The organism is Priestia sp. SB1, from assembly GCF_038898415.1.
The window spans coordinates 180,088-204,636 of sequence record NZ_JBBJSS010000002.1 but is presented as its reverse complement, the minus strand read 5'-3'; the positions used below and the strand labels follow the sequence as shown (position 1 = coordinate 204,636).

Genomic DNA, 24,549 nt, shown 5'->3' with positions numbered 1-24,549 from the left:
CTTTTTGTCCAAACAGGCATCTAGGGTACGATACCCTCCTTTTTCGTAAACAGGCATCTAGGGTACGATACTTTTTGTCCAAACAGGCATCTAGGGTACGATATCAAACTATTTACTTAATTAATTTACTTTTAAAGTAAATTAACTACATCTTTTGTTAAAAAACTAATGATATCAACACTTTTTCAGAACGTTACTATTTTTTTTGATATCGTCCTTCTCACCTTATATTTAAAACAGGCATCTAGGGTACGATATTTTCTAATAAAACAGGCATCTAGGGTACGATACCCCTTTTTTTCACAAACAGGCATCTAGGGTACGATACTTTTTGTTCAAACGGGCATCTAGGGTACGATACCCTCCTTTTTCGTAAACAGGCATCTAGGGTACGTGTGTTCAATTAAAACAGGCATCTAGGGTACGATAAACAGGCATCTAGGGTACGATATTTTATATTTTCTTGTCTTTGGGTATTATCTTCTTATACCAAAAAATTTAGCGAAAGGAGTAAAACAAATATGATTTTTGAAGAAACGTATCATTTTTTATTACATAATGTATCGTCTAAAGAATTCGATGTTTGTCTTGTCTCCTTGCTAAATGTTGATTGGGATGGAGTCATTCAAATCTCCCCTACTCAAACTTCGAATTGTGTAGGTACTAAAAGAAAATATATGAAGGAAATGATTAAAAGACTTTCTTCTTCCAAACGTCAAAATGTATTCATTCCTGACGAAACAGAGGAAGGAACTAAATATCGTTTCACTTTAGGCCCTACTCGCAACCTTGGATTTAATAAACATACTGACAAGTACTGCAAGAAGTATTCGTTCTTTTACACTGAAGCATTTCGTTCGTTACCTCTTAATGCAAAACGCCTACTCTTAATGGCCGCTTTTCGTATGTCTACTTTAAAATCCGAAAAAGTAATGTTTAAATATCACGAAATTGTGCCCAATACTAAGAATCAGGGCAATCGCTTCTTTACTAAGTCACGTTTAGAAGACTCTATTCGCGCTATTAAGGACTCTGATCTTAATAACGTGGTTTCTATTAATTTGGAAAATAATCCATATTCTTATACAGAAAACCATACTGATGCCATCGTTTTTTCTTTTAAAAAAGGAACACTTAATGATTTTCTTGAAAACCAAACAGAAAGAGACCTTTTACGTAAACATATCTATCAAGCTGGTTTCCCAGAATACATAAACGACGAACTTTGCAAGGAAATTGAAGGTGTTGGTATGTCCCTATACAAGTCCCTTTTAAAGATCGAAAAACAAAAATCAATGAAACAAGGGGTTATTAGTGGTGCCAAAGACGAGCTTTTAAAACTAGCACGCTTTATTTACAACGCAGCTATTAAGAAGCTTTCTTTAGCATTCCATTCTAAACCTGAACTATTAGCGAACCCTAAGCAAGCCTCAGCCTACTTTAGTACGCTTATTTGCGATGAAGTTACGCAAGAAATGAAAAACTACGTTCACCAAGGCGAAAGCATTAAAAGTTTGTTGAATAACGAGTTCTTACATAAAGAAGTTTCTACTCAAGCGCTTGGTGAAGAAGTAGGTTTTATTGAAGTTTACGAGCACATCCAGCCGATTCGAGAAAAATATAACAGAGTGGCACATATCAGCGATGTTTTAAGCATCTGGTATGAAAAATGGGTTATTTCACGTTATGACGCTCTTGCCAAAGATGTAGAAGTATTACAAACGGCTTCAAGCGAAGAAGTTGAAAAAGTTAAGAAAAAGCGTAATTGGACTAGCCTACAGTGTGCTTTAGACAGCTTACGTTCACTTAAAGCTCGTACATACGAACAATTAGATAAGCTTACAGACCAAGTAAAATCCTATGGGAATAAAGCATTGTTTACAAATGGATCTATTGCTTTATTTGAAACTGAAAAGCAATCGCTCAAGGATTATTTTTCCTTTCAGCAAGAACATAGGCAAAATTTAACTGATGTAAGCGCATAGGCAAACACTGACCTTCTGGTGAGTGGGCTTTAGCGTTTCAGTTTTTATATAAGCTACCTTTCCCTTTAATTAAAAGAGATTTTTTTATGTCATTTCTCTCTAAAATAACGATTTTCAGACAAAAAAAGCCATTAGGCTTATTTTTTTTACTGAAATATTGGCTGTGAATTGTTAAAAAAGTTATGTAAATTGTTTTTAAATAACAGTGAAATATTATTTTTATTATGTAATTAGTTAATATTTATTTGTTATTTGCCAAACATTCCTGTTAAAAGATAAGAACTAATTGCAAATAGCTTTCTCGTTCTTCTCGTTGTTTTTAAACCGAGCTAGAAATCCTTTAACAGCAAGCTTTATAAGTACTAAGTTATTAATGGTTCTAAATAAAGGTTCTAAATTATTGTACTGAAAGAATGTACTAAATATACTTATTAATTAAGGTACTAAGAGCTTTTCAGCTCACATTCAAAATAATGAATAAAAACTATGTCTAATTTTTTTCACTTTTTTTATAACTTAGGTAACCTATTTCCATATTTTTTTCACAATAAACAACATTATTTGACTAAATGCAACTTAAACACATTTTATGTGTGATATCGTAAAAGCTAATATAGCGCACAGAGCGTTGTTGCGTATATTGTATGTTAAACAGTGAAAATCTGTAGAACTTAAATATAGTTGCATACATTATTTAAGCTAACTGAGTATGGGTAGTTTAACCACAAAACATCTTATATATGTATTCAGGATTTTACTGCATATGCACAAGGTTTAAAAGCCCCTTGCAGGCTTTAATTAAAAACGCACACAAAATACCCTTAGAACATCAAAAGCATAGTCAGATGAACTAAATATACTACTGAGATCTACCAGCACTAGTTGGTCTCTGCAAAATCCACCACATCTAAAAATTCTGCAATAAATACCCGCTAGTAAGCTTCCCCTCCCTAAAGATACTGCTGTATTCAATTCCTATATAGATACCTTCTTAAACAACCAGTTAGCTTACAAGCACTGGTAAATGAATAGGTGTAGAACATAATCATCCCAAAGGTTTGTTCAATACTTATTAAGGTGGTTCAATTATTTTTAGGAATACGAGAGATATCATAAAGAGCGTTATTTAATATAAAAGCATAAACAGGCATCTAGGGTACGATACTTCTAGTCTATAAAACTACAAACAGGCATCTAAGGTACGATACTCTGCTCTATAAAACTACAAACAGGCATCTAGGGTACGATACTTTTTGTCCAAACAGGCATCTAGGGTACGATACTTTCAGTCTATAAAACTGTAAACAGGCATCTAGGGTACGATACTTTTGTAAAAAAACCGTAGTTTATACGGTTTTTTAATTAGCCAATCATTAAGTAGTTTTTAGGATTGTATCCTTGTTCCCTTGTAGGTAGTTAATATATCTTGCCGCGACAAACAAGAAATCTGATAAGCGGTTAACATACTGTAGAGACAGAGGGTTTACTACATCAATAATGCTTACAATTGTTCTTTCAGATCTTCTACAAATAGTACGAGCAACGTGGAAAGATGCAGCAGCTTCTACTCCTCCAGGTAAAATAAACGAAGCAAGTTCTGGTACACACGCAGTCCACTCGTCAATTTTCTTTTCTAGAAATCGAATGTCACTTTCCTCTAAACGCCACTTCACTTCATCTGCAGCAGGCGTAGATAAATCAGCTCCTACATAAAACAATTTCGTTTGAACCGTATGAAACGTTTCTCTAATGTCTTTTTCTAGTTCCGCATCCCTTAAAGATAATTGACTGAGAGCCAGACCAATAAATGAATTTAATTCATCAACAGTCCCATAACAATCAACCCGAATATCAGCTTTTGAAATCCTCTTACCATTAACTAAAGATGTTGTACCCTTATCACCTGTTTTAGTATAAATCTTTGACAAATTAACCACTCCCCTTTCCCTTATATATTAAGGGTTAATTGGTTCTTTACCTGAAAAAACTAAAAATAATGAGAGATAATACAGTATAGAACCCTTCCCTTTTTTTATATAGCTCTTTCATAGCGAAAGGAGTTTGATTTAAAATAAGAACAAATGTTCTGTGGAGGGTTTGAAATGAAAAATGAGTTTAAAGGTAAAGAGATAAACGATAGAGGAATGAGGAAATGGAGACCTTTTGCATCCATACCAGAACAATACATAGGATTAAAGAAAGTTTTTGATGAACTAAACAAAGTAGAAAAGCCACTCCTATCTGAGGAACAACAGGAAGAGATTAACGAAGCTTTAGGGGAAGCATTGCACAGTCGTAGAACAATTCAATTAACACATTATAAGAACGGCCATTGCGACACTGAACCTGGAGAGATAGTTGCTGTAGATGTTAACAGTAAAACCTTTATGTTTATAGACTTATTTGGTTTTAAAAACAAAATGGAATTAGAAAATATTGTGGCTATTACATTTGAATGACTAAAACAAAAAACACATAGGAACCCTTTAGTTACAAGGTGCTTCTATGTGTTTTGTTATCTGTAGCAATATGCTCAATATATTCATTAAAGAATTGCACCCTTGCTTTAAAGGCGTTTTGAATTTCCGGATCTTGTACTATTTCTTGTTTAAAATATCCAAGTAGCCATTTTTCATATAATTCTTCAGTAGAATTCCCAAACCGCATCGCTATTTCAATTGCATTGTTTTTGTAATACTCTAATCCATTCCTTAGTAGGCTTTGTAATTCCTTATCTGTCCAATTTCCACCGATGTGAAATGGTATAAATTCTATTCCCTCTTTGTAACTATATTTAATATCAATATCAAGCCCTCTTCCAGTAATTTCATTAAAGCTTTTTTCTAACTCTGCAGGAAGAAAAGAGTGATTGGTAAAGAATTCATTTTCTTTATAGTATCTTTTAAGAGCTTCTTCTACGGTAGATTCCTGAAAATTAATTTTCGTTTTTTTAACATAATCCTCAAATTTTAGACTCTTAGCGGAATAAATACACCATAAATCCACTTCCATTTTTATTGTTTGATTTAATTTTAGTGCTTGCTCCATCCATATATGTTTTTTTATCTTATGCACGTTTAAAACACCTCCAGAAAAAGCTTTCCCACTTGAAACACACCGCTTTAAAGAAACAACTTTATTCGTTCATCTAAAATTATTTTCACGCGTATCCACTCTTTCTAATCTAGAAAAAAGGCGTTTAAACAAACATTTGTTTAAACGCCTTTTTACATTATGTATTTAGCGGCTTATTACTTCTTAGCTACTAAATCTTTAGCTACAGTTACTACGTTATCTACTGTAAAAACAAAGTAGTTTAATACTTCAGATCCTGGACCAGATGCACCAAATGTATCAATACCTACAATTGCTCCATCTAAACCAACGTAACGCTCCCAGCCTAAAGTTGTTCCCATTTCAATTGCTACACGTTTTTTCACTGATCTTGGTAGAATTGATTCTTTATATTCTTTAGGTTGTTTCTCAAATAACTCCCAGCTTGGCATAGCTACTACTCGAACGCCTTTTAAGCCTTGTTTAATTAGCTCCTCACGCGCCTTAACCGCAAGTTCCACCTCAGAACCCGTAGCAATTAAGATAACCTCTGGAGTGCCTTCTGCTTCTTTTAAGACGTATGCGCCTTTAGATAAAGCTTCTACATTCCCTTTAGTCTCTTCAAACACTTCTAAGTTTTGGCGAGATAAAACTAATGCTACTGGCTCATCTTTCTTGCTTAATGAATAAGCCCAAGCTGAAGCTGTTTCGTTTGCATCACTAGGACGAATAACTGTTAAACCAGGGATTGCACGTAAGTTTGCTAATTGTTCAACAGGCTCGTGTGTAGGACCGTCTTCCCCTACTGCAATTGAATCGTGAGTGAACACATAGGTTACCGGTAACTTTTGAATTGAAGCTAAACGAATAGCTGGACGTAAGTAGTCATTAAATACGAAGAATGTTCCACCAAAAGGTTTCACGCCTCCGTGTAATGCCATACCATTTAACGCAGCTCCCATAGCGTGCTCACGTACTCCGAAGTAAACGTTACGTTGATCGTAACCTTCGACAGCGAATTTACCTGCACCTTTAATATCTGTAATTGTTGAACCAGATAAGTCTGCAGAACCACCGAACAAGTAAGGTACTTTTTCAGCAAAGAAGTTAATCGCACTACCTGAAGCATTACGAGTTGAAACTTTTGTGCCTGTTTCGAAAGTAGCTACTTCTTTCTCATCAAACTCTAAGCGGATAGCTTTTTCTAATTCCTCAGCTAATTCAGGGAAATCTTTTTTGTAAGAAGCGAATTGTTTATTCCAATCTTCTTCTTTCTCTGCACCTTTGTCCGCTAAGTTAGCAAAATGTTCTTTTACTTCTGCAGGTACAAAGAACTTTTCATCATAGTTCCAGCCATAAGCTTGTTTAGTAGCTTTCGCTTCTTCTTCGCCTAATGGGTTACCGTGAGCTTTGCTAGTACCAGCTACTTTAGGGCTACCAAAACCAATTGTAGTTCGCACTTCAATGATAGTTGGTTGCGTAGTATTTTTCTTCGCTTCAGCAATCGCTTTTTCAATTGCAGCTAAATCATTACCATCTTCCACTTTTAAATATTGCCAATTAGATGATTCAAAACGTTTCTTCACATCTTCACTGAATGACAAGTTTAACTCACCATCTAATGAGATATTATTAGAATCGTATAACACGATTAAGCGGTCTAGTTTCATATGACCAGCCATAGAAGCTGCTTCATATGCTACACCTTCCATTAAACAACCGTCACCAACTAAAGCATATGTATAGTGATCAACTACGTTATGACCTTTTTTGTTGTAACGTGCACGTAGGTGCTCTTCAGCCATAGCCATACCAACTGCTGTTGAAATACCTTGACCAAGAGGACCGGTAGTAGCTTCTACACCATCTGTATGACCGAACTCTGGATGGCCAGGAGTTTTGCTATTTAATTTACGGAATGACTTAACATCTTCTAATGATAAGTTATGGCCAGTTAAGTGCAATAAGCTATAAAGTAACATTGAACCGTGCCCTGCTGATAAAACAAAACGATCACGATTGAACCATTTTGAATTTTTAGGATTATGGTTTAAATGTTTACTGAATAATGTATATGCCATTGGCGCTGCGCCCATTGGAAGCCCCGGATGTCCAGAGTTAGCTTCGTTAATAGCATCAATAGATAATGTACGAATTGTATTTACTGCTAATTGTTCTATGTTTTTTGTCATAATATATATCGGCTTCATTCTTGTAAATGTTGCCGTTTACACCTCCTTGCAAATCAATGCAAATAAAAGTATGGAACACAGTGATTCTATTCCATAGATAAATTGTAAGACAATGGTTACTTACCATTAAAATTTATCTTTTTTATACTAGTCCTAATTTATCTTTTTCTCCACTATAAGTTCCGCTTTTTTATCTGTAATAGAAGACACGACAAAAAAACTCTATATCTCCCCTTTTTTTGTATAATCTCATAACCATATAATTCACTCTATAATTTAAATACTTATTAGTTAGGAGTCACTAATCAATGAAAAAAGTTATTGCAACGGTTACTCTAGGAGCTGCTTTAGTTGGATTATCTGCTTGCTCTTTAGGTAGCGACAATCTTGTAGAAACAAAATCAGGTAATATTACTAAAGATGATCTCTATAACAAAATGGTAGATACGAGCGGAGCAACTGCATTAGAGCAACTTATTGAAGAAAAGGTTTTACGTAACAATTACTCTGTTACTGACAAGGAAATAGAAGCAGAACTAAAAACGGTGAAAAAGCAATTCTCTTCCGATGAAGAATTTAAGTCAGCATTAGAAAGTAGCGGCATTAAAAATGAAGCAGCTCTTAAGAAACAAATTGAGCTATCTCTTATTCAACAAAAAGCTGTTACTGCCGGTGTAGATAAGAGCGAGAAGAAACTGAAAGCTTACTACGAAAAGCACAAAGAGGAGTTTGAAACTGCTAAAGCTTCCCATATTCTTGTTCAAGATGAAAAGGCTGCTAACGAAATTAAGAAAAAACTTGATGAAGGCGGAGACTTCTCAAAACTTGCTAAAGAATATTCTATTGATACAGCTACAGCCTCTAACGGTGGCGATCTAGGTGAGTTTAAACGTGGGGATATGGTAACTGAGTTCTCTGACGCAGCATTCTCTATTAAACTTAATACAATTAGCGATGTAATTAAAACTGATTATGGCTACCACATTATTAAAGTAACAGAGCGTAAACAGAAAACATATGAGCAAGCTAAAGATCAGGTGGAAAAAGCTTATCTTTCTGAGCACGCTAAATCATATCAAGATGTTATTAAAAAGTTGAAAAAAGACGATGAAGTAGAAATTAAAGACAAAGACCTCAAAAAGTCTATTAAAACTCTTCTCGACTCTGCTACTTCAACTGCTTCAACATCTGCACAATAATGAAAAGGCTTATTGCTAAATACTATGCAATAAGCCTTTTTATAATTTTATTTTTTTAGTGTGCAACTATTTTTTATTTGAGAAGGGAAAGGATAACGTACTCGTCCTTTGTCTTTCCCTTCTAACATTGTAACCGTTAAACCTAAACGTTCATCCACTTTTTCTAGTTTAAATTGTTGATTGTGTTTACATTTTTCAACAGCAATTATTGAATCTAATTCATAAATGTAGCCTTCTAAAAGATTATTCATAGTAAATACCGGTTTTCTTAAATCACTTTCTTCGATAGTTTCTATAGCCAATTGTACATAGTTGTTGTTTATTAACTTAGCCATAAAACTTTTTTCTATATTTACAAACTCTTCTTTTGTATAGATATAACCTTGATCTGCAATTATTCCTCTTAAATCGTGTTTAATATCAACCTTGCCTTCGTCATTAATTCGTTCTTCCGTAGTAAAGTCGTAATAACTTTTCTCAGTTTTCATTATTAATTTCCTCCAATATATTCGATTTATAAAAATATATTAGCAGCTATTTTTTCTTTTGGTAAAAAAAGCAAAGAAACTTCCGTTACTAGCTCTTGCAAAACAAAAAAAGCCTTACTGTTAGCAATTTAACAATAAGGCCTAAATGTTTTATTTGAAGGTGATCTTTTCATCTTCAATATGAACGGTAAATCGTCGGCTTCCTACCATTACAGAATCTCCATTTTTAAGTCCAGTTTGATTAGGCTTATTAACAGTTACACCGGAGATACTTACTTCTTCTAAGAATTCTTCTCTTAAAACATCCGAGCAACGCTCAAATACTTCTCTAGGTTTCATTATCTCTGGTAGTTTTCCAATTTCATAAGAAAGAGAAAAATGCTTTTCAGAGTTAAGGTTTAAATCCTTTAGAAGAGGAATAATTCGTCTTATTACATCGTTTCCTCCTTCAATCTCTTCTGATACATAGGCATCTTCTGGATTAAATTTTTTGGATAAATCCTTATGTTCAGCAAAAAATAACAACTTGTTCTTTTTACGTAGCATTATTCCAAACTTCCAATCTTGAATAGAACTTATTTCAAAATGGCAGATTGTATTTTCACCGCTAACGTATTCGTTATTATTGTTATTGTATTGCTCATTTTTTGTTTTATAGACGTTTTTAATAGGTTCTAATATTGGATTGTGTTTATTCTTATTTTGTTTATTTAATAGCCTTCTCTTCACTATTTTCTTCCTTCCTCAACACAGCAAATTCTTAATTTTAGTTAGTTTTGTAACTTATGTATAATTGCTTTTCTACTTTCCTTTCTATTGATATTACGGAAGTATTTTAGCACCCTTTTTCTTACTTACATAAAAAAAGAATAGAAAGTTTTTGGTATAATTAGTATATCAACTCATACTCGTAGGAACAAAACTTAAATCACTATCTGGAGAAAAAATTTCTACTTTCATCTTTCTACCAAATTAACGTGTTCACCTTTGTTTAACCGCTTATGTTTTTCAAGTATTTACCCTAATCTAATCAATTACAAGGTACACTCTTAAAAATAAGCAAAGGATGTGAGTTCATTGAATTTTATTAAGGAAGAATTGTCTTTAATTTTAGAAGATATATCATTAGCAATTGAAAGAACTGTAATATCTTATACGTTAAATAAGTTACTTACAAATGTCATTAGAAACAACGTAAGCCCTTATAAGAGCGTAGAAGTTCTTCATTTACAGTTTAAAGATTTAAAATTAAAGATAGAAAGTGACAGAAAGGTGCCTGGTTTCCAAAAGATTAATATCTATTTGGATAACAGCAGCAAAGCTTCTTTATCCAGCACTACTTGTCGCAGAAGTAACAAAAAGCTATACACAAGGTTAAATAAGAAAGTAGAAGATCAATTTAAAAGCATTGTAATAGCTTTATCTCCAGAGGAGCCAAACAAAAAAGGCACCTTCATTTCTGAGTTTCAAAAGAAAATAATATTCAAGTCAGTTAACTAAATTTTTAAATAAAAAAGACACCAGTTATATATTGGTGTCTTCTTTAATTTTTATTTTTAAAGGGCTCTGCAAATAACTAGAAAATTTAGAGTTAGTGTATCATTAACCCTCTTAATAGTAATTTGGCACTTTGTCCGCAGCAAGTTTTTTAATACCAGTTATAACTGAAAACTCTTCTCCATTATGCAAATCTTTTATTTCCTCAATTTCGTCCCCTCCTTTCCCTTTAAGAAATTTTGGTATTCCTATTTCATATTTATTATTAAATTTATACAAGAAGTCAAATAGGGGTTGTTCTTTAGATGTTTTAAACGTTTCTAAATAAGAGTTATGATCAAAATCAAAGAAGCAATAAGAGTATATTTTGCTCCATCTCACAAAATTAACGTTAGGTATATACGCTTTTGCACTACCTTCAATCTTCCCTATAATTATAATTTCTCCGTATTTATTAAAACATTTATCTATTGTTTTAATATAGTTCCCTTTACCGTCAAAAAGAAGTTTTCCTACTTTAATATTGACTTCGCCATCGTGGTCTAATTTTTCCAAATTAAAACGGACCTTAAAAACACTTTCCTCCCCCAACTCCCCAACCAATAATGTATGCCCTTCATCTGTTTTAAATGCTTTTTGCGGTTTAAAATACATAATTTCCTCCCCTTTTAAATTAAAGATTTTTCCGAGAATGAATTTTTAGAATTCAATTTATTTGGCACATCTATCCAAGTTTACAACAACTTTTAAGAACTTAACTAGTAAGTTAGTAGTTAAGTAAATTAAGCAAAACCCTATTATAGAGCGATTTGTTATTTCTTTACAGAAAATAAATTTTTAATATGCACAGATTAAGGCGTTTGTTAGTTAGATATTTAATTAGAAATAGAAACCCTATTAGCTACTCCTTATAAAAATCATATGTATGATTGTGGATATGACTTAGTACCCATTTAAAGGGTGGAAAAATGTTAATTATAAATAAATGGTTTTTGGAAGCGAATAAAAAAACGGCATTCGAATTTCTGAAGGCCGCCTTTCTTATTAACTGTATGATTTTTTCTCTTCGTCTATTCCAGCAAGCAATTCCACTAAGCCTCCAAGTACGGCACTAATATACCAGCAAATTACAGGGAATAAAAACAGATATAATAAAAAGGGAATGCAAGCTGAAATACTAGAATAATCAATGTTATCAAACCAGGTGGTTTTGTACGTAATTCCTGTATACATAACTATGACAAATAGAGGAGCTATGAAAAGTTTATAACAGAAATTTAAAAAAGAAGAGAGAGTACTTATTTTTGCTCTTCCTAAAATAATAATTAAAGGTGTTATGACAGAAAACAAAGTAATAATAATTGTTCTAAATTCATAAATTTTGTCCATTACAAAAGCAAATATAAGTCCTATAATAATCATTCCTAAAATAGTCCCTAATATCATTGCAATTGCTGTTTTCAATCCGTTACAACACTCATCCACATAAATTCTGACTACTTTCCCAAAAGGATCTATTACAAATGTGACATATTTCAATAAAGTGCCCCCTATCGAATATTTTTTAAAACACATCCTAATATATAACATTTTATAGGAAAATATGTTTATCAAATTCTTAGTATATGAAAAAAAAGTATTTTAAGGGTGTAAATGTAACTATAAAATCAGTTGAGGTAAATTATGACTAAGCACATCCAATCCTATTAAAACTTACATATTAGCCCTTTTTTAAATTTTCTAATTTTTATCCATAAGTCATTAATTTGTGTATATTCGCTTCGAAAGAAGGTGAATATATGAAATCAATTCATAAATGGACTGTGGGAGCACTAGTTGTATGTGGTTTTCAATTTACAACAATGGACCACACATTTGCATTAACAGACAAGGCAGTAACCCCTGAACAATACGGAGCAAACGGAAGTGACAACCTTCCAGATACAGCTGCTCTCCAAAGAGCTTTAAATGCATCAAAAAATGTAGTTCTAAAAGGTGGAGCTACCTATTATATAAACAAACCTCTTACAGTGGATCACACTGTGAAAATTACTACAACTGGTGGAAAAGCCAACATTGTTAAAACAACGTTGAGAAACAAAGAAGTGGCCTTCACTTTTCACAACGCAGCAACTTTAAATACAGTAATGTGGGATTCTGCTAAGAAAGGGCAAAATTATATTGTTGTTTATTCAACAAAAGGAATTCAACCTGGAGACTTAATTCATTTAAAATCTTCAAAGCTTTGGAAATGGGATAATCGAGGTTATTTAAGTAAGGGTGAACTTTTACGTGTTAGCAAAGTAGAAAAAAACAAAATTTACTTTGAAACAGCTTTAAGAGATTCTTACTATGTTTCCGGAGAGAAAGTAACCGTTACAGGATACGAGGACAAGCAATTAGTAATGGAGAACGTTTCTTTTTCCTACCCTCAACCCTTTAACTCTAACAAGCCTTTAGTATTAGTCGAAGCAACAAATAACTCTAAGTTAGAAAATGTAGAAGTTAGAAATTCTAAAACGCTTGGAATACTATTGGATCGCACATACAAGACAACTGTAAATAGAATGTACGCAAACCTAGGCACAACAAAAGATATTAATTCTGGTTACGGTATCCAAGATTATGGCGGTCTTTATACACGAGTTACAAATAGCTATTTCACAAATATTCGTCGCGGAATTGACTTCTCAGGTGTAACCCCTTCTCGTTCTGGTTACGCCGCTAATAATACAGCAGTAGTCCAGTGAGATATACACTAGCTTCTGGTAATAGTGGGTACGGTACTCACTCAACAGCTGAGGATATTGTATTTGAGAATAACACATCAGTTAATTTCAATTATGGTTATATAAGCCGTGGGGATAGAATTACTATCCGTAACAATACAGCTTATGGAACTATGACCGCTATGGTAGCTGCTACATACGGTGATCACGTAAATGTATATAACAATTTCTATAAAAACGACAAAGGCGGCAACGCTGAGCAGTTCTTACGTGTAGTAAAGACATTTGACGGTAACGTAGCACTTCGTCATAACTACGCAGGAGTTTTAACAGGAGACTTTGTACAAAACGATTCTCCATACTTAAAATCACTACAATTATATAGAAACCGTGCTATCTTCGTTCATAAAGCCTCTAATCCAGCATACCTAGTTAAAAGCTTAGGATCAGTAAAGCTTGAGAACACATTTACTCAAGATAACTCAATGACAATGCGAGTAGGAAAAAAAGCATTTTCTAGCGGTTTTAATTTAACCAGTAATACAAACAAAATCGACTGGAAATATTAAAAAACAGGATTCACTCCTGTTTTTCTTTGTAACCATACAAGGTATATTTTTAACAGTCTTAGGCTATAACTATTACAAGTTTCAGTAAAACTCTCCTACTTTGTATGACCCCTTGCTAACCATTCTGGCAAGGGGTTTTTAATTAATACTTTCTCCTATCTTTTACTAAGCTTTAAAGGAAAACGTTTTTTAAAAGATAATTAGACATTAAGGTGTATGATGGCGAACAGTAGGAAGCGGCTGCCTAGAAAATGACTACACAAGATAGGTTGACTCTGACCTTTCAAAAGCAGAGCTCTAGACTAGGCTACACCTTTAATTAGAAACCAAGTCATAAAATAACGACTTGGTTTTTTGTGTTTTTCTTATTTTAAAATTAACTTATTTTCCAATAAAAATAATTTCCTTGCTATAATTTGCGAAAATATGGAGTCTTTCAGGAGGCAGAATAATGGAATTAACACATATAAAAGTAGAAAGAACAGAAAAATTTGCAACATTCACTATGAGCAACGGAATTGCTGTAGCTGTAAGCCTTACTCCTATGGAGAATTACTCTGATAGGTTTTTGTTTATGACATCTAATATGCGTATAGGAAAATTAATAGTAAGAGAAAATGACAATTTTTTAGTTAATGATGATGACTTAGTAAATCGTACAACTGAATATTTTAATAGATACTTAAATTTTTCCGGCATTAATTTTGATTCAAGTTCTGAAAAGGTACGATGGTTTATGGAAGCTCGATTACCTATCGTTACTAGAAAGAATTTAACTAAGATGAAAATAGATATTTCAGACGTATTTAAGCACTGTTATCAGAACATTAAATATGAATATGATAAATATCAACAAAAGAAATTTACGCTCACAGATATTGATAACTGCATTAAGGAATTTATATCTGGTCATCGTTACAACCAGCAAAAGCGTTCAATTCCTGTATAGAAATAATACATACAAAAAATCTACCCATCATAGGTAGATTTTTCACAGGGTTATCTTATACAAGCTGATTTCTAATTGCTTTTTTCTCATTTTCTTTCAGCTCACTCAAATATTCTCTGTATCTTCTAAAGAAAAACAAACAACATTGTTCTGCTGATAAAGGTAATTTATCTTTGTACAATTCCTTTTCTACAACTGAAATGAAATCTGCTTCTAGTTGCTCAAACGAAAGGTCATTTTTTTCTTGATAATCCTTAATTGTTTTTAACGTCTGACGAAGTTGGGGAGCATCTTGACATTCAAACTTATTCTCTCCAGTTGTTGTTTGCGTATTTGTTGGACCATTAGTGTCCCAAAAACCTACACTTAAATAAGCTTTATAAGCTTTCTCTTCCATATTTCTACGAGTATAAGCTTCCGCTTGTGTTAACACAGTATTTCGATAGGATCCTAACTTTCCTTCCTCAATATATGTAGGTCTTAAAGCACTTACGTATTTCCACATTACTTTAAAAGCAGTTTCCTCTGTAGAGCCCGTTTTCCATTCATTTAAAAAGTCTTTAGAAAGCATACCGTTTCTTACACACACCCTTAAACACCATTTAATGTTGCTGTAGCTTTCTTTCAAACGATTAAAATCTTGAACCTCTTCTTCTTTCAAAAGGCACTCTTCTCTTGTTTGATAATGAACTCTAACAAGGATCTTGCTTTTACACTCCGGACACCTCTTATCCCCTTTAATCTGTTCAAATATGTACTGACATTTTGGGCACTCTTTCTTTTTAAAGCTCTCTACCCATTTAAGTTCATTAGCAGTTAGGGGTACCTCTAGTTCGTCTCTTTTTTCCTTGCGAACAGTTTGTTGAGGCATTAATACTTTTTCTTCTACTTTTCCAACAAGTACTTTAGCCCCCGCTTCTTTTTTGTTCACATACGGGAAATTTTTCGTCTCTGTTGTATCAAAGAATGATTTCATTTTGTCTCTAAACCCCATAGTAATCCCCCTCTTTCTTTAGAATTATTGTACCAAAACTAGGGTTTAAAGGAAGCTTTTTTTATTTGTTTACCATTTTTCATCCATTCTGAAATATAATAGGAGAAATAATAATAGCTTTTGTATACAAAAAGTATTAAAAGAAAATGAGGTAAAGTTATGAGAGAAACAATTGTTGCAGCTTTAAAGAAAATTGAAGAAGATTATAGCGTTAAGGTCTTATATGCTTGTGAGTCTGGAAGTAGAGCGTGGGACTTCCCATCAAAAGATAGTGATTATGATGTCAGATTTATTTATGTACATAAGGAAAATAAATACTTAGGTATTGATCCAATGGGAGTCGGTAAAAATCGAGATGTAATAGAGCTTCCAATTAATGATTTACTAGATATTAGTGGTTGGGACTTAACTAAGACATTAAAGCTTTTTAGAAAGTCAAATCCACCTTTATTAGAATGGATGCAATCAAACATTGTATATTACAAGGCGCATTCAACATTTGATAAAATGAAAGAACTACATTCTAATATCTTTACTCCCACTTCTTGTATATATCACTATTTGAATATGGCCAGAAACAATTTTAGAGAATATTTACAAGGTGACGAAGTAAAAATAAAAAAATATTTCTACGTATTAAGACCTGTGCTAGCTGCTAAGTGGATTGAACAATACAATGAATTTCCGCCATTAGAATTTCCCATTCTCTTAGAGAAACTGTTACCAGAAGGCGAATTGAAGGAAGAAATTAGCAAGCTATTAAAACGTAAAATTAGTGGTGATGAGTTAGATTTGGAACCACGTATTAATGTTATCAATCAATTTTTAAACCTAGAGATTGATCGTTTAGACAAGTACGTTAGAACTTTATCTGTAGAATTAGATGATCCTACAGATAAATTAGATCAACTGTTTAGAGACACTTTAGACGAAGTTTGGAAGTAATATCGTAAAACAAAAAGGCTTATCCCTATTGCAAGCAGCAGCGGAAAAGCCTTTTATTTATATCTATTAAAGCGGTATATTGTTATTCGTATTTTTTGTTTCATTTAAATAGTTCTCCACATATATTTGTTCTGCATCTGTAGCATTTTTAATTCCATCCTCCGGACTAAATTCAATATTTCTTCTTAACGCTAAACGATCTGCAAGATACCCCATTGCCAACAAAAATAATATACAACCACCTGCCCAAATCCACATTGTCATTTTCTCCACTCCTCTTGTTATAAGTTTATAAAGCTTTAATACAAGTCTCGGCTATTTATTTTGTAATTTGTAATGCTTTCTTCTTTTACATCTTTAGCTGATCCAGTAAAAGGATTAATTTCATATGTTAAATCCCTTCCGGCCGCTTTTTCTTCTTCAGTGATCTTTTTCCCTAACGTAGCATAATACCACATATATGCGCCACCAGTTAATATCCCTCCAACAATCAGAAGTGCTAATTCCATACTCATCCCTCCATATCACTTAAACAAAATAGAACTTACAAACAATCCGTCTGTATCTCAAACACTTTTTTGTAAAAAGGAGATTAAATTGAAATTCCCTATACTTACTATACGTTTTAACACGAATAAAAGTTTCAGAAAATTAAATTAATATTTTTTAAGTTGATTTTTACTGGATTTAATTATAATTTTTTACGTTTCATCCTAAAAATTTAAAAAATACAAAGGAACACTTTTTTTAAAGATTAATATTTAAGGGTCTTAACTATTTAGGATTTAAAACTTTTTCGACAGGAGGTGGGCGATATTTCTAGAGAATCAAGACTTGCACGAAACTTTGAAAAGTTTTTAAAAAACGCACATAACAAGTACCAGCTTATCGGTAAGGAAAACAATATTTCTATTTCTCAATGCGTTATTTTAGAAATACTTAACGACAGTGGTCCAAATAAAGTTACTGAGCTTGCAGATAAGATGGATATTACACCAAGCGCAATTACTAGTCTTACTGAAAAATTAATTAACACAGGTTTTATTGTAAGAGAACGCTGTGATGAAGACAGACGTATTGTTCGTTTAGTAATAACAAGCTTAGGAAAGTCTTTTTTGACAAAGATTGTTTCTCAACGAAATAAAATGATACGGAGCCTACATAGCAACCTTTCTGTTGAAGAAACGGATATGTTAATTAAAATCTATCAAAAATTAGCTTCAAACAAGATGTAATTTTATATTTAGGAGGTATTCATCTTGACAACTAATGTTAAAAAAATTATTGCAGTAAACGTAGCTACAGTAGCGGTTCTAGCTGCTGCAGGTTTTGGGGGTTACCACTTCTATGACCAATCAACTAACTATATTAAAACAGAGAACGCTAAAATTGACGGCAAACAAGTTATCATTCCTGCTCCAGTATCCGGTAAACTTACTGATTGGAATGGAACATTAGGAAAAGTCATTAAACAAGACGGTAGTATCGGCCACGTAGCTTCCCCTTCATTAGAAGATCCTCAAGAAAGCTCTTCTACTAATATTACAGCTCCAACTGATTTAACTATTGTTTCAAACAAGGCTCTTTCTAACTCATTAGTAGCACAAGGCACACCATTAGCTTACGGCTATAATTTCGATGAGCTTTATGTAACTGCTAATATCGATGAGTCGGATGTACAAGACGTTGAAATAGGACAAAAAGTTGATTTATATGTCGATGCACTTAAAAACGACACATTAAAAGGTAAAGTTGAAGAAATTGGCTTAGCAACTGCTAGTGAATTCTCTGTGTTACCTTCTGGAAATTCAGATGGAAACTACACAAAAGTAAAACAAGTGGTTCCTGTTAAAATCTCTATTACTGATGCGGCCGGCAAAAATATTCTACCTGGTATGAACGTCACTGTTAAAATTCACAAGTAAGGAGGGGTTGACTTGTCCCAATTCTACCTTCTAGGATACTTTGTCCTCTGTGTTATTGTCATAACACTAATTAATTCATATGTTCTTAAAAAGAAAAAAGCTTCAGTTGCTTCTGATAATGGCAAAGCCACTACTACTGAAAAAAATGTAGCTGTAAAGGCTGTAAATTCAGAACCTAGTGCCGACCCGAATCAAAAGCCTATGAAGATCGGTAAAATACTATTCGTTTTATTGTTTGGTATGTTTATAGCAATTCTAAACCAAACAGTTATTAATGTATTGCTCCCCCTTATAATGGGCGATTTAAATACAAGCACTACAACCGCTCAGTGGTTAATTACAGGGTTTATGCTTGTAAACGGTATGCTAATTCCTATTAGTGCATTCTTAATAGAACGGTATGGATTTAGGAAGTTGTTTATTACTGCTATGATTTCCTTTACTATCGGATCATTAATCTGTGCATTAGCTACTTCATTCCCTGTTATGATGTTTGGCCGCGTAGTCCAAGCAATAGGAGCAGGTATACTTATGCCTTTAGGTATGAACGTATTTATGACCGCTTTCCCTCCCGAGAAACGTGGAACTGCAATAGGTACAATGGGAATTGCAATGATTCTAGCTCCAGCTATTGGTCCTACACTTTCAGGATGGATTGTAGAGAGCTATCACTGGAATGTAATGTTTTACGGTATGTTCTTCTTAGGAATTATTAACCTATTATTTGCTGCGGCTTGGTTCCACCCTAAAAAAGAATTATCAAACCCCGCTTTTGACTTCTTTGGCATTCTATTTTCAAGTGTCGGTTTCGGTGGGTTATTATATGGTTTCAGTGAAGCGGGAAGCAAACACTGGTCAAGTCCAGAAGTTGTTATTGGTCTGTCGTTAGGTGTTATTTTCTTATTCTTGTTTGTATGGAGACAACTTACGGTTGAAAAGCCCCTATTAGAACTAAGAGTACTTAAATACGACATCTATACCCTTACTATTATTATTAACTCAATTGTAACAATGGCTTTGTTCGGTGCTATGTTACTGTTACCAATCTACTTACAAAACATTCGAGGCTTTACACCACTTCAGTCAGGCCTACTGTTATTACCAGGTGCGTTAATAATGGGCTTAATGGGACCTATCGCTGGTAAGTTATTTGATAAATACGGCATTCGCGTATTAGCAATAGTTGGTCTTGTAATTACTTCTTATGCTACATATGAATTCACTAAACTTACTGGTGAAACTCCATATAGCCACATCTTAGGCATTTACATCTTACGTTCGTTCGGTATGTCATTAATTATGATGCCGATTATGACTGCAGGTATGAACCAATTACCTCAACATTTAATTTCTCACGGTACAGCTTTAAGCAATACAATTCGTCAAGTTGCAGGTTCGATTGGTACCGCTATACTCGTTACAATTATGACACAGCAAACTACTGAACATCTTTCGAACTACACTAATACACTAACAACCAACAATGATTTCTTTAGTAGTCAACTTAGTCAGTTAAGTAATAGCGGTATTATGTCGCTATATGCTAAAGCAATAAAAACTTCGACTATAGATGGCATTAACGATGCATTCTTATTTGCTACATTATTAGGTCTGGTTGCACTTTTACTCTCTTTCTTTTTGCGTACACCAAAGATTAATAGAGAGGAATAATAAAAAGCCGTTTCTTTGTATAGGAAACGGCTTTTTACTTTAATGAACTTTTTTTCTAAAATACATTAAAAACTATTTTGAAAAATAAAAACCGCTTCCCTGTTTAGGAGGAAGCAGTTTTTTCTTTATTATACAAATTTATAATAGAAATTAATTCGCTATTTCTACCTCTAGTTCTGTTTCAAAATTAGAGATTTTGTCTTTAGCCTCTGAATAGAATGTTTGTGCATCTTCTATATTATCACCTACATCTGTACCATCATTAATATAATAAATTTGCAATTTTTGTAGAGCACTGACTTGTTTTTCTAAAGATGATGAGAAACTAAGAAAAGCCAAGTATAGTTCGTTGTATTGTTCATCACTAAAACTTGATTTATACTCTTCTAACTTATTTTTTAGTTCTTTTACATCATCCATAGGATAATCTTGAATACTTTTAATTGCCTCTTTTGCATCTATATCAATCTTTTCTAGATTTACACTACCTTCATCTGCATTACGCTTGTTAGAAAATGCTCTTAATTCATTCCCATAATAATTCGTATCTACGTTACGTAATAAATAATGCACTTTGCTACCCATTACAGCTTCGTAAACATCTTTAGCTGAGCCATAGCGTTCTTTAGCTTTAATTATTTGGTCATCCTTTAATTTAGTTACTTCGCCTTTTAATTCCTTTAAGTGATCATCTATTTCGTCATCATTATGTTCCAGAATATTTGTACTCTTAATTGACTTAGCTAATATATTAAAATCCTCTCGAAAGGCACCAAAATCTTCCGGTCCCATATACCCTTTTTCTTTTGTGTAGTCTTTGTATCTACTCTCTAATTTAGATATTTTTTGCGCGTACTCTTTCTTTGCTTTTTCTGCTAATTGTTGCTCTTGTTGTTTAGCCGCTTCTTGTTTTTGTTCTTCTTTTGTTGACCCACAAGCCACTAAGCTGATGGACAATAATAACGCCACAAGACCTAGGCCGATTTTTCTTAAATTTTTCAATTTCTTTCTCCTTTTCTATCGTTCAGATTTTATCACCTCAACAATAATAGCATATATTTCATACTCCGAAAGATTTTTTCACAAAAAGAAAAGTTATCCTTTTAGTAGAACTTTTTTGCTACGTAAATTTAACAAAAGAAAAAACCAATACACTTACATCTATTAAAAAGCAAAGAAAATATACGCTCTTCATTACTGATTGTTTAGTGGAAAACGAATATAATTACGGTACTTATTTGCTATGTAAAGCCTCTTCTACATTTTCTGTCTAAATTCCCTACTTACTTAATTAATCGTTAAAATGAGAACGAATATTTCTACTGTTCATATGAGGAGGTTTTAAATTGACCCATATCACTTACAAAACAAACATTGGCAACAACAAACCTAATACCCTTATCAATAAAAACTATAAGTGCCCCTTTTGCAATAGAGAGGAATTAAATAAAGAAGGCCATATGCTACGAGAGACTAGTGAGTTTTTAATAGTTAAAAACAAATATCCTGTATTAGAAGGTAGTTATCCTGCTGTTATTGTTGAACATAACTCTTGCAACGAACATATTGGGACTTATTCTGCAGAGTACTTAGAAAGGCTCTTAAAATTTTGCTTAAGTTATTATGCAGACCTTGAAAAAACAGGTTCCTATAAATCCATTGCTTTCTTTAAAAACCACGGTATCTTCTCAGGAGGCAGTATTCAACACCCGCATATGCAAATCATAGGTTTTCAAAACGACAGCTATGAAGTAAATAATAACGACTTTAATGGTATTCCTATTATTTCTAATGAATTAATAGAGTGGAACTTCTCAAACAAGCCTAAAAGCGAATTCTTCGAAATAAACTTAACACTAAAGAATAAAGATCATCTCAATAAATTTTGCGCTTATCTACAAAAGAGTGTTCAATTTGTTCTTCAAGTTCTTAACACAAAACACCAATGTTACAACCTCGCCTTTCAAATTGAGGATGATTGTATAAAAGTTAAAATCATTTCACGAGGACCCACTTCTATTCTTCTCCTTGGCTTTGGGATACACCAAACTCCGAATAACTTAGAAGAATTAGCCGAACAATTAAGAAATTTTTAACCCCAAAAAGAGAAGGACCATTCCGGTGTCTTTCTTTTTTAATTCTTATTTGTTATTTATGAGGATCAATATAAGAGAAATACAGAGATTTCACTTATATTGCGAAGGTTGCTAAATCTGTTAAAATAGGAACTATGTGTTGGGTAACATTCCCAAAATAAGATGAAATAATAGATTGTTATTGCATATTAAAAATTATATAAGAACAATTGAAGAGTGCCAAAAGGAGAGAGAAAACAAAGATTATGGATATTTTTCTTAGAAAAGAGAACTTTAAAGAATTTATATTGTCATATCCTATTACTACACTGCTAATATTAGCGGATCTATTTGCTTATTTTGGTGTAGTGGTTATTTCTACGACAGATAAAGGTATAGCTGCCGATATATTTAACAATTACATATTTGATGGGCAAATGATAGGTAAAGGTGAATGGTACAGACTAATAACCGGCAACTTTCTACATATAGGTATTGCTCACTTACTTTTTAACGTATTTGCTACTTACGTATTTACACCATTTCTTGAGAAACTGTTAGGAAAAATAAAATTTTTGTTATGTTATTTACTATTAGGTATTGGCACAGGAACTCTTAACTATTTAATGAATCCCTTCTTTTTGGGTGTTGGAGCAAGCGGAGCTCTCTTTGGATTAATGGGAATTTACATTTTTGTATGCATAGGAAAACCTAATTTTTTCTCAAAAGAAACAAAACAAGGCATTTATGGATTAGTGGCTACTTCTTTACTGTCCGGCTTTCTGTTTGAGAACGTTGGATGGTTAGGTCATTTAGGAGGCTTAATATCAGGAATATTACTCGGTATTTTATTAGTTGTCTTAATGCCTCAGCTGTTTAGCGACAATACTTCAAGCGTAGAGAACACAATGCATTAAGTAAATAGTAAGTTCCATCAATTCATTGGCTATATCGAATAAAAAGAGCGGATAATTCAATTCCGCTCTTTTTTTGTATCCACTTAAAAATTTTAATACTTTTAAACATAGGACTTAGCAAATCCATAATGGTTACTATTCCTTCCATAGCAGCTTTTGACTGCACTTAGAGCACTTCTCAGGCTTATCCCAAGACTTTTCAATAGATGTATCGCAACTTGGACATCTTAAAAAACGAGGCGAATATCCAGAACTATGATACGCCACTACTTCTCTTACTTCTGTCGGTACTTCCTTATCCACCTAATATCCCTCTTTCCACATTACTGCTGTTACGGGTTTAATTCTTAATTTAGTAGTATACATTTACTCTATTGTATTTTAATAGCGGCCATAATTAAAAAAAACATTAGGAGAGATCCCTTTAGCTAATGAGAGGAAAGCACAAATATTATTGATTTCATTTACATAGTAAGTAAAAAAAATCAACAAGAAAATATTTTTAAATTTCGACATATAACGACACTAATTGTAAGCTTTTCAACCTATAATATTGAGATATATTTACAGTTTAATACTAAATTTGTTGGGAGGTTGCTGATATTTGTGTATCAAGTCAGAAGCTTGACCCTGAATGGATTGAGCTAATGTTAGAAGCTAAAAGAATAGGTGTTACTAAAGAAGAAATAAAAAGATTTATTCATTCTCGCGTGTAGTTTTTATATAAAAAACCTTAATTTTGTATAAATTAAGGTTTTTGTTGTGTTTAAAGGCCGAGCTAACTCTGCTTTAAATCATAAATAAAAATTATTAAAAAATAATACTAATTACTAATATACATAGTATAATTTTTCAAATAACATTAAAGGAGCATTTTTATGTTTAGACAACCAAAGTTTTATGTTCTCGCAGTATTATTAATTGCCTTTTTCGGCCCCTGGTATAGCGATTTTGGAGGAGATGTTAGTGGGTTTAGTGTGCCTTGGTTCGAAGGTAAACCTTTCTTATTTATTTTGTATCTATCACCATTTTTTGCAATTAGATCAATTCTCCTAATTCATAAAGGAAAAGATCCTCATTTAAATTATCCTTTTGCCGCCATTCCGATATTGTACTTTCTATTCTTTATGCACTATCCGGATGGTGTAATTATGATTGCAACTTACTCCTATCCTTGGGGTTGGATCACATTTATTTTATGTGTAATTATGGTTTTACAATCCATATCCATATTAAAAATCTTTGTCAAAGAAAAGAAGGCTTCAATTCAAAAGGCATATAAAAAACTTTAATACATATCCAAAAAGACTGATACACACAGTAGTGTTATCAGTCTTTTATTTTTTATTACAGTTTCCAA

Annotated in this window: 27 protein-coding genes; 15 read left to right on the top strand and 12 right to left on the bottom strand. The window is 32.9% G+C overall.

Annotation, left to right across the window (positions count from 1 at the left end):
• The first annotated feature begins 521 nt into the window (after positions 1 to 521).
• Positions 522 to 1,985 carry a hypothetical protein gene (locus WKH56_RS06390; protein WP_342834937.1) on the top strand — a complete coding sequence of 488 codons (1,464 nt, stop codon included), beginning with the start codon at positions 522 to 524 and terminating at the stop codon, positions 1,983 to 1,985.
• 1,373 nt (positions 1,986 to 3,358) lie between these two features.
• Here WKH56_RS06390 and WKH56_RS06385 read toward each other — a convergent pair.
• Positions 3,359 to 3,922, bottom strand: a complete 564-nt coding sequence (locus tag WKH56_RS06385) for a cob(I)yrinic acid a,c-diamide adenosyltransferase (RefSeq protein WP_342834936.1) — start codon at positions 3,920 to 3,922, stop codon at positions 3,359 to 3,361.
• Between the two features lie 165 nt (positions 3,923 to 4,087).
• On the opposite strand from WKH56_RS06385, the gene WKH56_RS06380 reads away from it, so the two are divergent.
• A complete protein-coding gene (locus tag WKH56_RS06380; protein ID WP_342834935.1) occupies positions 4,088 to 4,444 on the top strand; it encodes a YolD-like family protein in 357 nt (118 codons plus the stop codon).
• Positions 4,445 to 4,475: 31 nt separating this feature from the next.
• Here the strand turns inward: WKH56_RS06380 and WKH56_RS06375 are convergent, their stop codons facing one another.
• Both WKH56_RS06375 and tkt read right to left on the bottom strand, forming a co-directional pair.
• The gene (locus tag WKH56_RS06375; RefSeq protein ID WP_342834934.1) at positions 4,476 to 5,060 is read right to left on the bottom strand and encodes a hypothetical protein; all 585 of its coding nucleotides are present in this window, start codon (positions 5,058 to 5,060) and stop codon (positions 4,476 to 4,478) included.
• A 176-nt stretch (positions 5,061 to 5,236) separates the two neighbouring features.
• Positions 5,237 to 7,231 carry a transketolase gene (gene tkt, locus WKH56_RS06370; RefSeq protein ID WP_342834933.1) on the bottom strand — a complete coding sequence of 665 codons (1,995 nt, stop codon included), beginning with the start codon at positions 7,229 to 7,231 and terminating at the stop codon, positions 5,237 to 5,239.
• 308 nt (positions 7,232 to 7,539) lie between these two features.
• Between tkt and WKH56_RS06365 the strand changes: the two genes are divergently transcribed.
• Positions 7,540 to 8,430 carry a peptidylprolyl isomerase gene (locus WKH56_RS06365; RefSeq protein ID WP_342834932.1) on the top strand — a complete coding sequence of 297 codons (891 nt, stop codon included), beginning with the start codon at positions 7,540 to 7,542 and terminating at the stop codon, positions 8,428 to 8,430.
• 47 nt (positions 8,431 to 8,477) lie between these two features.
• Here the strand turns inward: WKH56_RS06365 and WKH56_RS06360 are convergent, their stop codons facing one another.
• The gene (locus tag WKH56_RS06360) at positions 8,478 to 8,918 is read right to left on the bottom strand and encodes a YkoF family thiamine-binding protein (RefSeq protein ID WP_342834931.1); all 441 of its coding nucleotides are present in this window, start codon (positions 8,916 to 8,918) and stop codon (positions 8,478 to 8,480) included.
• 150 nt (positions 8,919 to 9,068) lie between these two features.
• Entirely contained in the window at positions 9,069 to 9,647 is a 579-nt protein-coding gene (locus WKH56_RS06355) for a hypothetical protein (RefSeq protein WP_342834930.1), read from the bottom strand.
• Positions 9,648 to 9,995: 348 nt separating this feature from the next.
• On the opposite strand from WKH56_RS06355, the gene WKH56_RS06350 reads away from it, so the two are divergent.
• Positions 9,996 to 10,418 carry a hypothetical protein gene (locus tag WKH56_RS06350; RefSeq protein ID WP_316910636.1) on the top strand — a complete coding sequence of 141 codons (423 nt, stop codon included), beginning with the start codon at positions 9,996 to 9,998 and terminating at the stop codon, positions 10,416 to 10,418.
• Between the two features lie 111 nt (positions 10,419 to 10,529).
• On the opposite strand, the gene WKH56_RS06345 is transcribed toward WKH56_RS06350, so the two are convergent.
• Together WKH56_RS06345 and WKH56_RS06340 are read right to left on the bottom strand one after the other, a co-directional pair.
• Positions 10,530 to 11,069: a hypothetical protein gene (locus tag WKH56_RS06345; protein WP_342834929.1), complete on the bottom strand. Its 540-nt coding sequence runs from the start codon at positions 11,067 to 11,069 to the stop codon at positions 10,530 to 10,532.
• A gap of 390 nt (positions 11,070 to 11,459) precedes the next feature.
• Positions 11,460 to 11,954, bottom strand: coding sequence for a hypothetical protein (locus WKH56_RS06340; protein WP_342834928.1), 495 nt, complete (start codon positions 11,952 to 11,954; stop codon positions 11,460 to 11,462).
• 260 nt (positions 11,955 to 12,214) lie between these two features.
• Between WKH56_RS06340 and WKH56_RS06335 the strand changes: the two genes are divergently transcribed.
• From WKH56_RS06335 to WKH56_RS06325, 3 genes are all read left to right on the top strand, one after another.
• Positions 12,215 to 13,165 carry a hypothetical protein gene (locus WKH56_RS06335; RefSeq protein ID WP_342834927.1) on the top strand — a complete coding sequence of 317 codons (951 nt, stop codon included), beginning with the start codon at positions 12,215 to 12,217 and terminating at the stop codon, positions 13,163 to 13,165.
• Positions 13,162 to 13,713 (top strand): hypothetical protein, encoded by a 552-nt coding sequence (locus WKH56_RS06330; protein ID WP_342834926.1) that lies wholly within the window; start codon positions 13,162 to 13,164, stop codon positions 13,711 to 13,713. The genes WKH56_RS06335 and WKH56_RS06330 overlap by 4 nt, the downstream gene beginning before the upstream one ends.
• A 451-nt stretch (positions 13,714 to 14,164) precedes the next feature.
• The gene (locus tag WKH56_RS06325) at positions 14,165 to 14,662 is read left to right on the top strand and encodes a hypothetical protein (RefSeq protein WP_342834925.1); all 498 of its coding nucleotides are present in this window, start codon (positions 14,165 to 14,167) and stop codon (positions 14,660 to 14,662) included.
• Positions 14,663 to 14,717: 55 nt separating this feature from the next.
• Here WKH56_RS06325 and WKH56_RS06320 read toward each other — a convergent pair whose 3' ends face one another.
• Positions 14,718 to 15,656: a hypothetical protein gene (locus WKH56_RS06320; protein ID WP_342834924.1), complete on the bottom strand. Its 939-nt coding sequence runs from the start codon at positions 15,654 to 15,656 to the stop codon at positions 14,718 to 14,720.
• Between the two features lie 159 nt (positions 15,657 to 15,815).
• Here WKH56_RS06320 and WKH56_RS06315 point away from each other — a divergent pair, with 159 nt between their 5' ends.
• Positions 15,816 to 16,601, top strand: coding sequence for a nucleotidyltransferase domain-containing protein (locus WKH56_RS06315; RefSeq protein WP_342834923.1), 786 nt, complete (start codon positions 15,816 to 15,818; stop codon positions 16,599 to 16,601).
• A 66-nt stretch (positions 16,602 to 16,667) separates the two neighbouring features.
• Here WKH56_RS06315 and WKH56_RS06310 read toward each other — a convergent pair whose 3' ends face one another.
• A complete protein-coding gene (locus WKH56_RS06310; RefSeq protein WP_342834922.1) occupies positions 16,668 to 16,865 on the bottom strand; it encodes a hypothetical protein in 198 nt (65 codons plus the stop codon).
• A 35-nt stretch (positions 16,866 to 16,900) separates the two neighbouring features.
• The gene (locus WKH56_RS06305; RefSeq protein ID WP_342834921.1) at positions 16,901 to 17,110 is read right to left on the bottom strand and encodes a hypothetical protein; all 210 of its coding nucleotides are present in this window, start codon (positions 17,108 to 17,110) and stop codon (positions 16,901 to 16,903) included.
• Between the two features lie 297 nt (positions 17,111 to 17,407).
• Between WKH56_RS06305 and WKH56_RS06300 the strand changes: the two genes are divergently transcribed.
• From WKH56_RS06300 to WKH56_RS06290, 3 genes are all read left to right on the top strand, one after another.
• A complete protein-coding gene (locus WKH56_RS06300) occupies positions 17,408 to 17,836 on the top strand; it encodes a MarR family winged helix-turn-helix transcriptional regulator (protein WP_342834920.1) in 429 nt (142 codons plus the stop codon).
• Between the two features lie 24 nt (positions 17,837 to 17,860).
• Positions 17,861 to 18,526, top strand: coding sequence for an HlyD family secretion protein (locus WKH56_RS06295; protein WP_342834919.1), 666 nt, complete (start codon positions 17,861 to 17,863; stop codon positions 18,524 to 18,526).
• Positions 18,527 to 18,727: 201 nt separating this feature from the next.
• Positions 18,728 to 20,197 carry a DHA2 family efflux MFS transporter permease subunit gene (locus tag WKH56_RS06290; RefSeq protein ID WP_481861959.1) on the top strand — a complete coding sequence of 490 codons (1,470 nt, stop codon included), beginning with the start codon at positions 18,728 to 18,730 and terminating at the stop codon, positions 20,195 to 20,197.
• A gap of 150 nt (positions 20,198 to 20,347) precedes the next feature.
• Here the strand turns inward: WKH56_RS06290 and WKH56_RS06285 are convergent, their stop codons facing one another.
• A complete protein-coding gene (locus WKH56_RS06285) occupies positions 20,348 to 21,199 on the bottom strand; it encodes a hypothetical protein (protein ID WP_342834917.1) in 852 nt (283 codons plus the stop codon).
• A gap of 344 nt (positions 21,200 to 21,543) precedes the next feature.
• Here WKH56_RS06285 and WKH56_RS06280 point away from each other — a divergent pair, with 344 nt between their 5' ends.
• Positions 21,544 to 22,293 (top strand): DUF4931 domain-containing protein, encoded by a 750-nt coding sequence (locus WKH56_RS06280; RefSeq protein ID WP_342834916.1) that lies wholly within the window; start codon positions 21,544 to 21,546, stop codon positions 22,291 to 22,293.
• 287 nt (positions 22,294 to 22,580) lie between these two features.
• Entirely contained in the window at positions 22,581 to 23,189 is a 609-nt protein-coding gene (locus WKH56_RS06275) for a rhomboid family intramembrane serine protease (protein WP_342834915.1), read from the top strand.
• A gap of 135 nt (positions 23,190 to 23,324) precedes the next feature.
• Here the strand turns inward: WKH56_RS06275 and WKH56_RS06270 are convergent, their stop codons facing one another.
• Complete coding sequence (locus WKH56_RS06270; RefSeq protein WP_316910651.1) at positions 23,325 to 23,492, bottom strand: hypothetical protein; 168 nt, start codon at positions 23,490 to 23,492, stop codon at positions 23,325 to 23,327.
• Positions 23,493 to 23,770: 278 nt separating this feature from the next.
• Here WKH56_RS06270 and WKH56_RS06265 point away from each other — a divergent pair, with 278 nt between their 5' ends.
• On the top strand, positions 23,771 to 23,905 hold the full coding sequence (locus tag WKH56_RS06265; RefSeq protein ID WP_342835591.1) for an anti-repressor SinI family protein: 135 nt from the start codon (positions 23,771 to 23,773) through the stop codon (positions 23,903 to 23,905).
• Positions 23,906 to 24,067: 162 nt separating this feature from the next.
• A complete protein-coding gene (locus tag WKH56_RS06260) occupies positions 24,068 to 24,481 on the top strand; it encodes a hypothetical protein (protein WP_342834914.1) in 414 nt (137 codons plus the stop codon).
• Positions 24,482 to 24,549 lie beyond the last annotated feature (68 nt).

What these genes read in the sequence shown, in the direction of transcription:
- WKH56_RS06380 (WP_342834935.1), top strand. Translation starts at nt 4,088, where the DNA reads ATGAAAAATGAGTTTAAAGGTAAAGAGATAAACGATAGAGGAATGAGG.
- WKH56_RS06360 (WP_342834931.1), bottom strand. Translation starts at nt 8,918, where the DNA reads ATGAAAACTGAGAAAAGTTATTACGACTTTACTACGGAAGAACGAATT.
- WKH56_RS06365 (WP_342834932.1), top strand. Translation starts at nt 7,540, where the DNA reads ATGAAAAAAGTTATTGCAACGGTTACTCTAGGAGCTGCTTTAGTTGGA.
- WKH56_RS06320 (WP_342834924.1), bottom strand. Translation starts at nt 15,656, where the DNA reads ATGGGGTTTAGAGACAAAATGAAATCATTCTTTGATACAACAGAGACG.
- WKH56_RS06315 (WP_342834923.1), top strand. Translation starts at nt 15,816, where the DNA reads ATGAGAGAAACAATTGTTGCAGCTTTAAAGAAAATTGAAGAAGATTAT.
- WKH56_RS06390 (WP_342834937.1), top strand. Translation starts at nt 522, where the DNA reads ATGATTTTTGAAGAAACGTATCATTTTTTATTACATAATGTATCGTCT.
- WKH56_RS06335 (WP_342834927.1), top strand. Translation starts at nt 12,215, where the DNA reads ATGAAATCAATTCATAAATGGACTGTGGGAGCACTAGTTGTATGTGGT.
- WKH56_RS06260 (WP_342834914.1), top strand. Translation starts at nt 24,068, where the DNA reads ATGTTTAGACAACCAAAGTTTTATGTTCTCGCAGTATTATTAATTGCC.
- WKH56_RS06290 (WP_481861959.1), top strand. Translation starts at nt 18,728, where the DNA reads ATGAAGATCGGTAAAATACTATTCGTTTTATTGTTTGGTATGTTTATA.
- WKH56_RS06310 (WP_342834922.1), bottom strand. Translation starts at nt 16,865, where the DNA reads ATGACAATGTGGATTTGGGCAGGTGGTTGTATATTATTTTTGTTGGCA.
- tkt (WP_342834933.1), bottom strand. Translation starts at nt 7,231, where the DNA reads ATGACAAAAAACATAGAACAATTAGCAGTAAATACAATTCGTACATTA.
- WKH56_RS06325 (WP_342834925.1), top strand. Translation starts at nt 14,165, where the DNA reads ATGGAATTAACACATATAAAAGTAGAAAGAACAGAAAAATTTGCAACA.
- WKH56_RS06305 (WP_342834921.1), bottom strand. Translation starts at nt 17,110, where the DNA reads ATGGAATTAGCACTTCTGATTGTTGGAGGGATATTAACTGGTGGCGCA.
- WKH56_RS06345 (WP_342834929.1), bottom strand. Translation starts at nt 11,069, where the DNA reads ATGTATTTTAAACCGCAAAAAGCATTTAAAACAGATGAAGGGCATACA.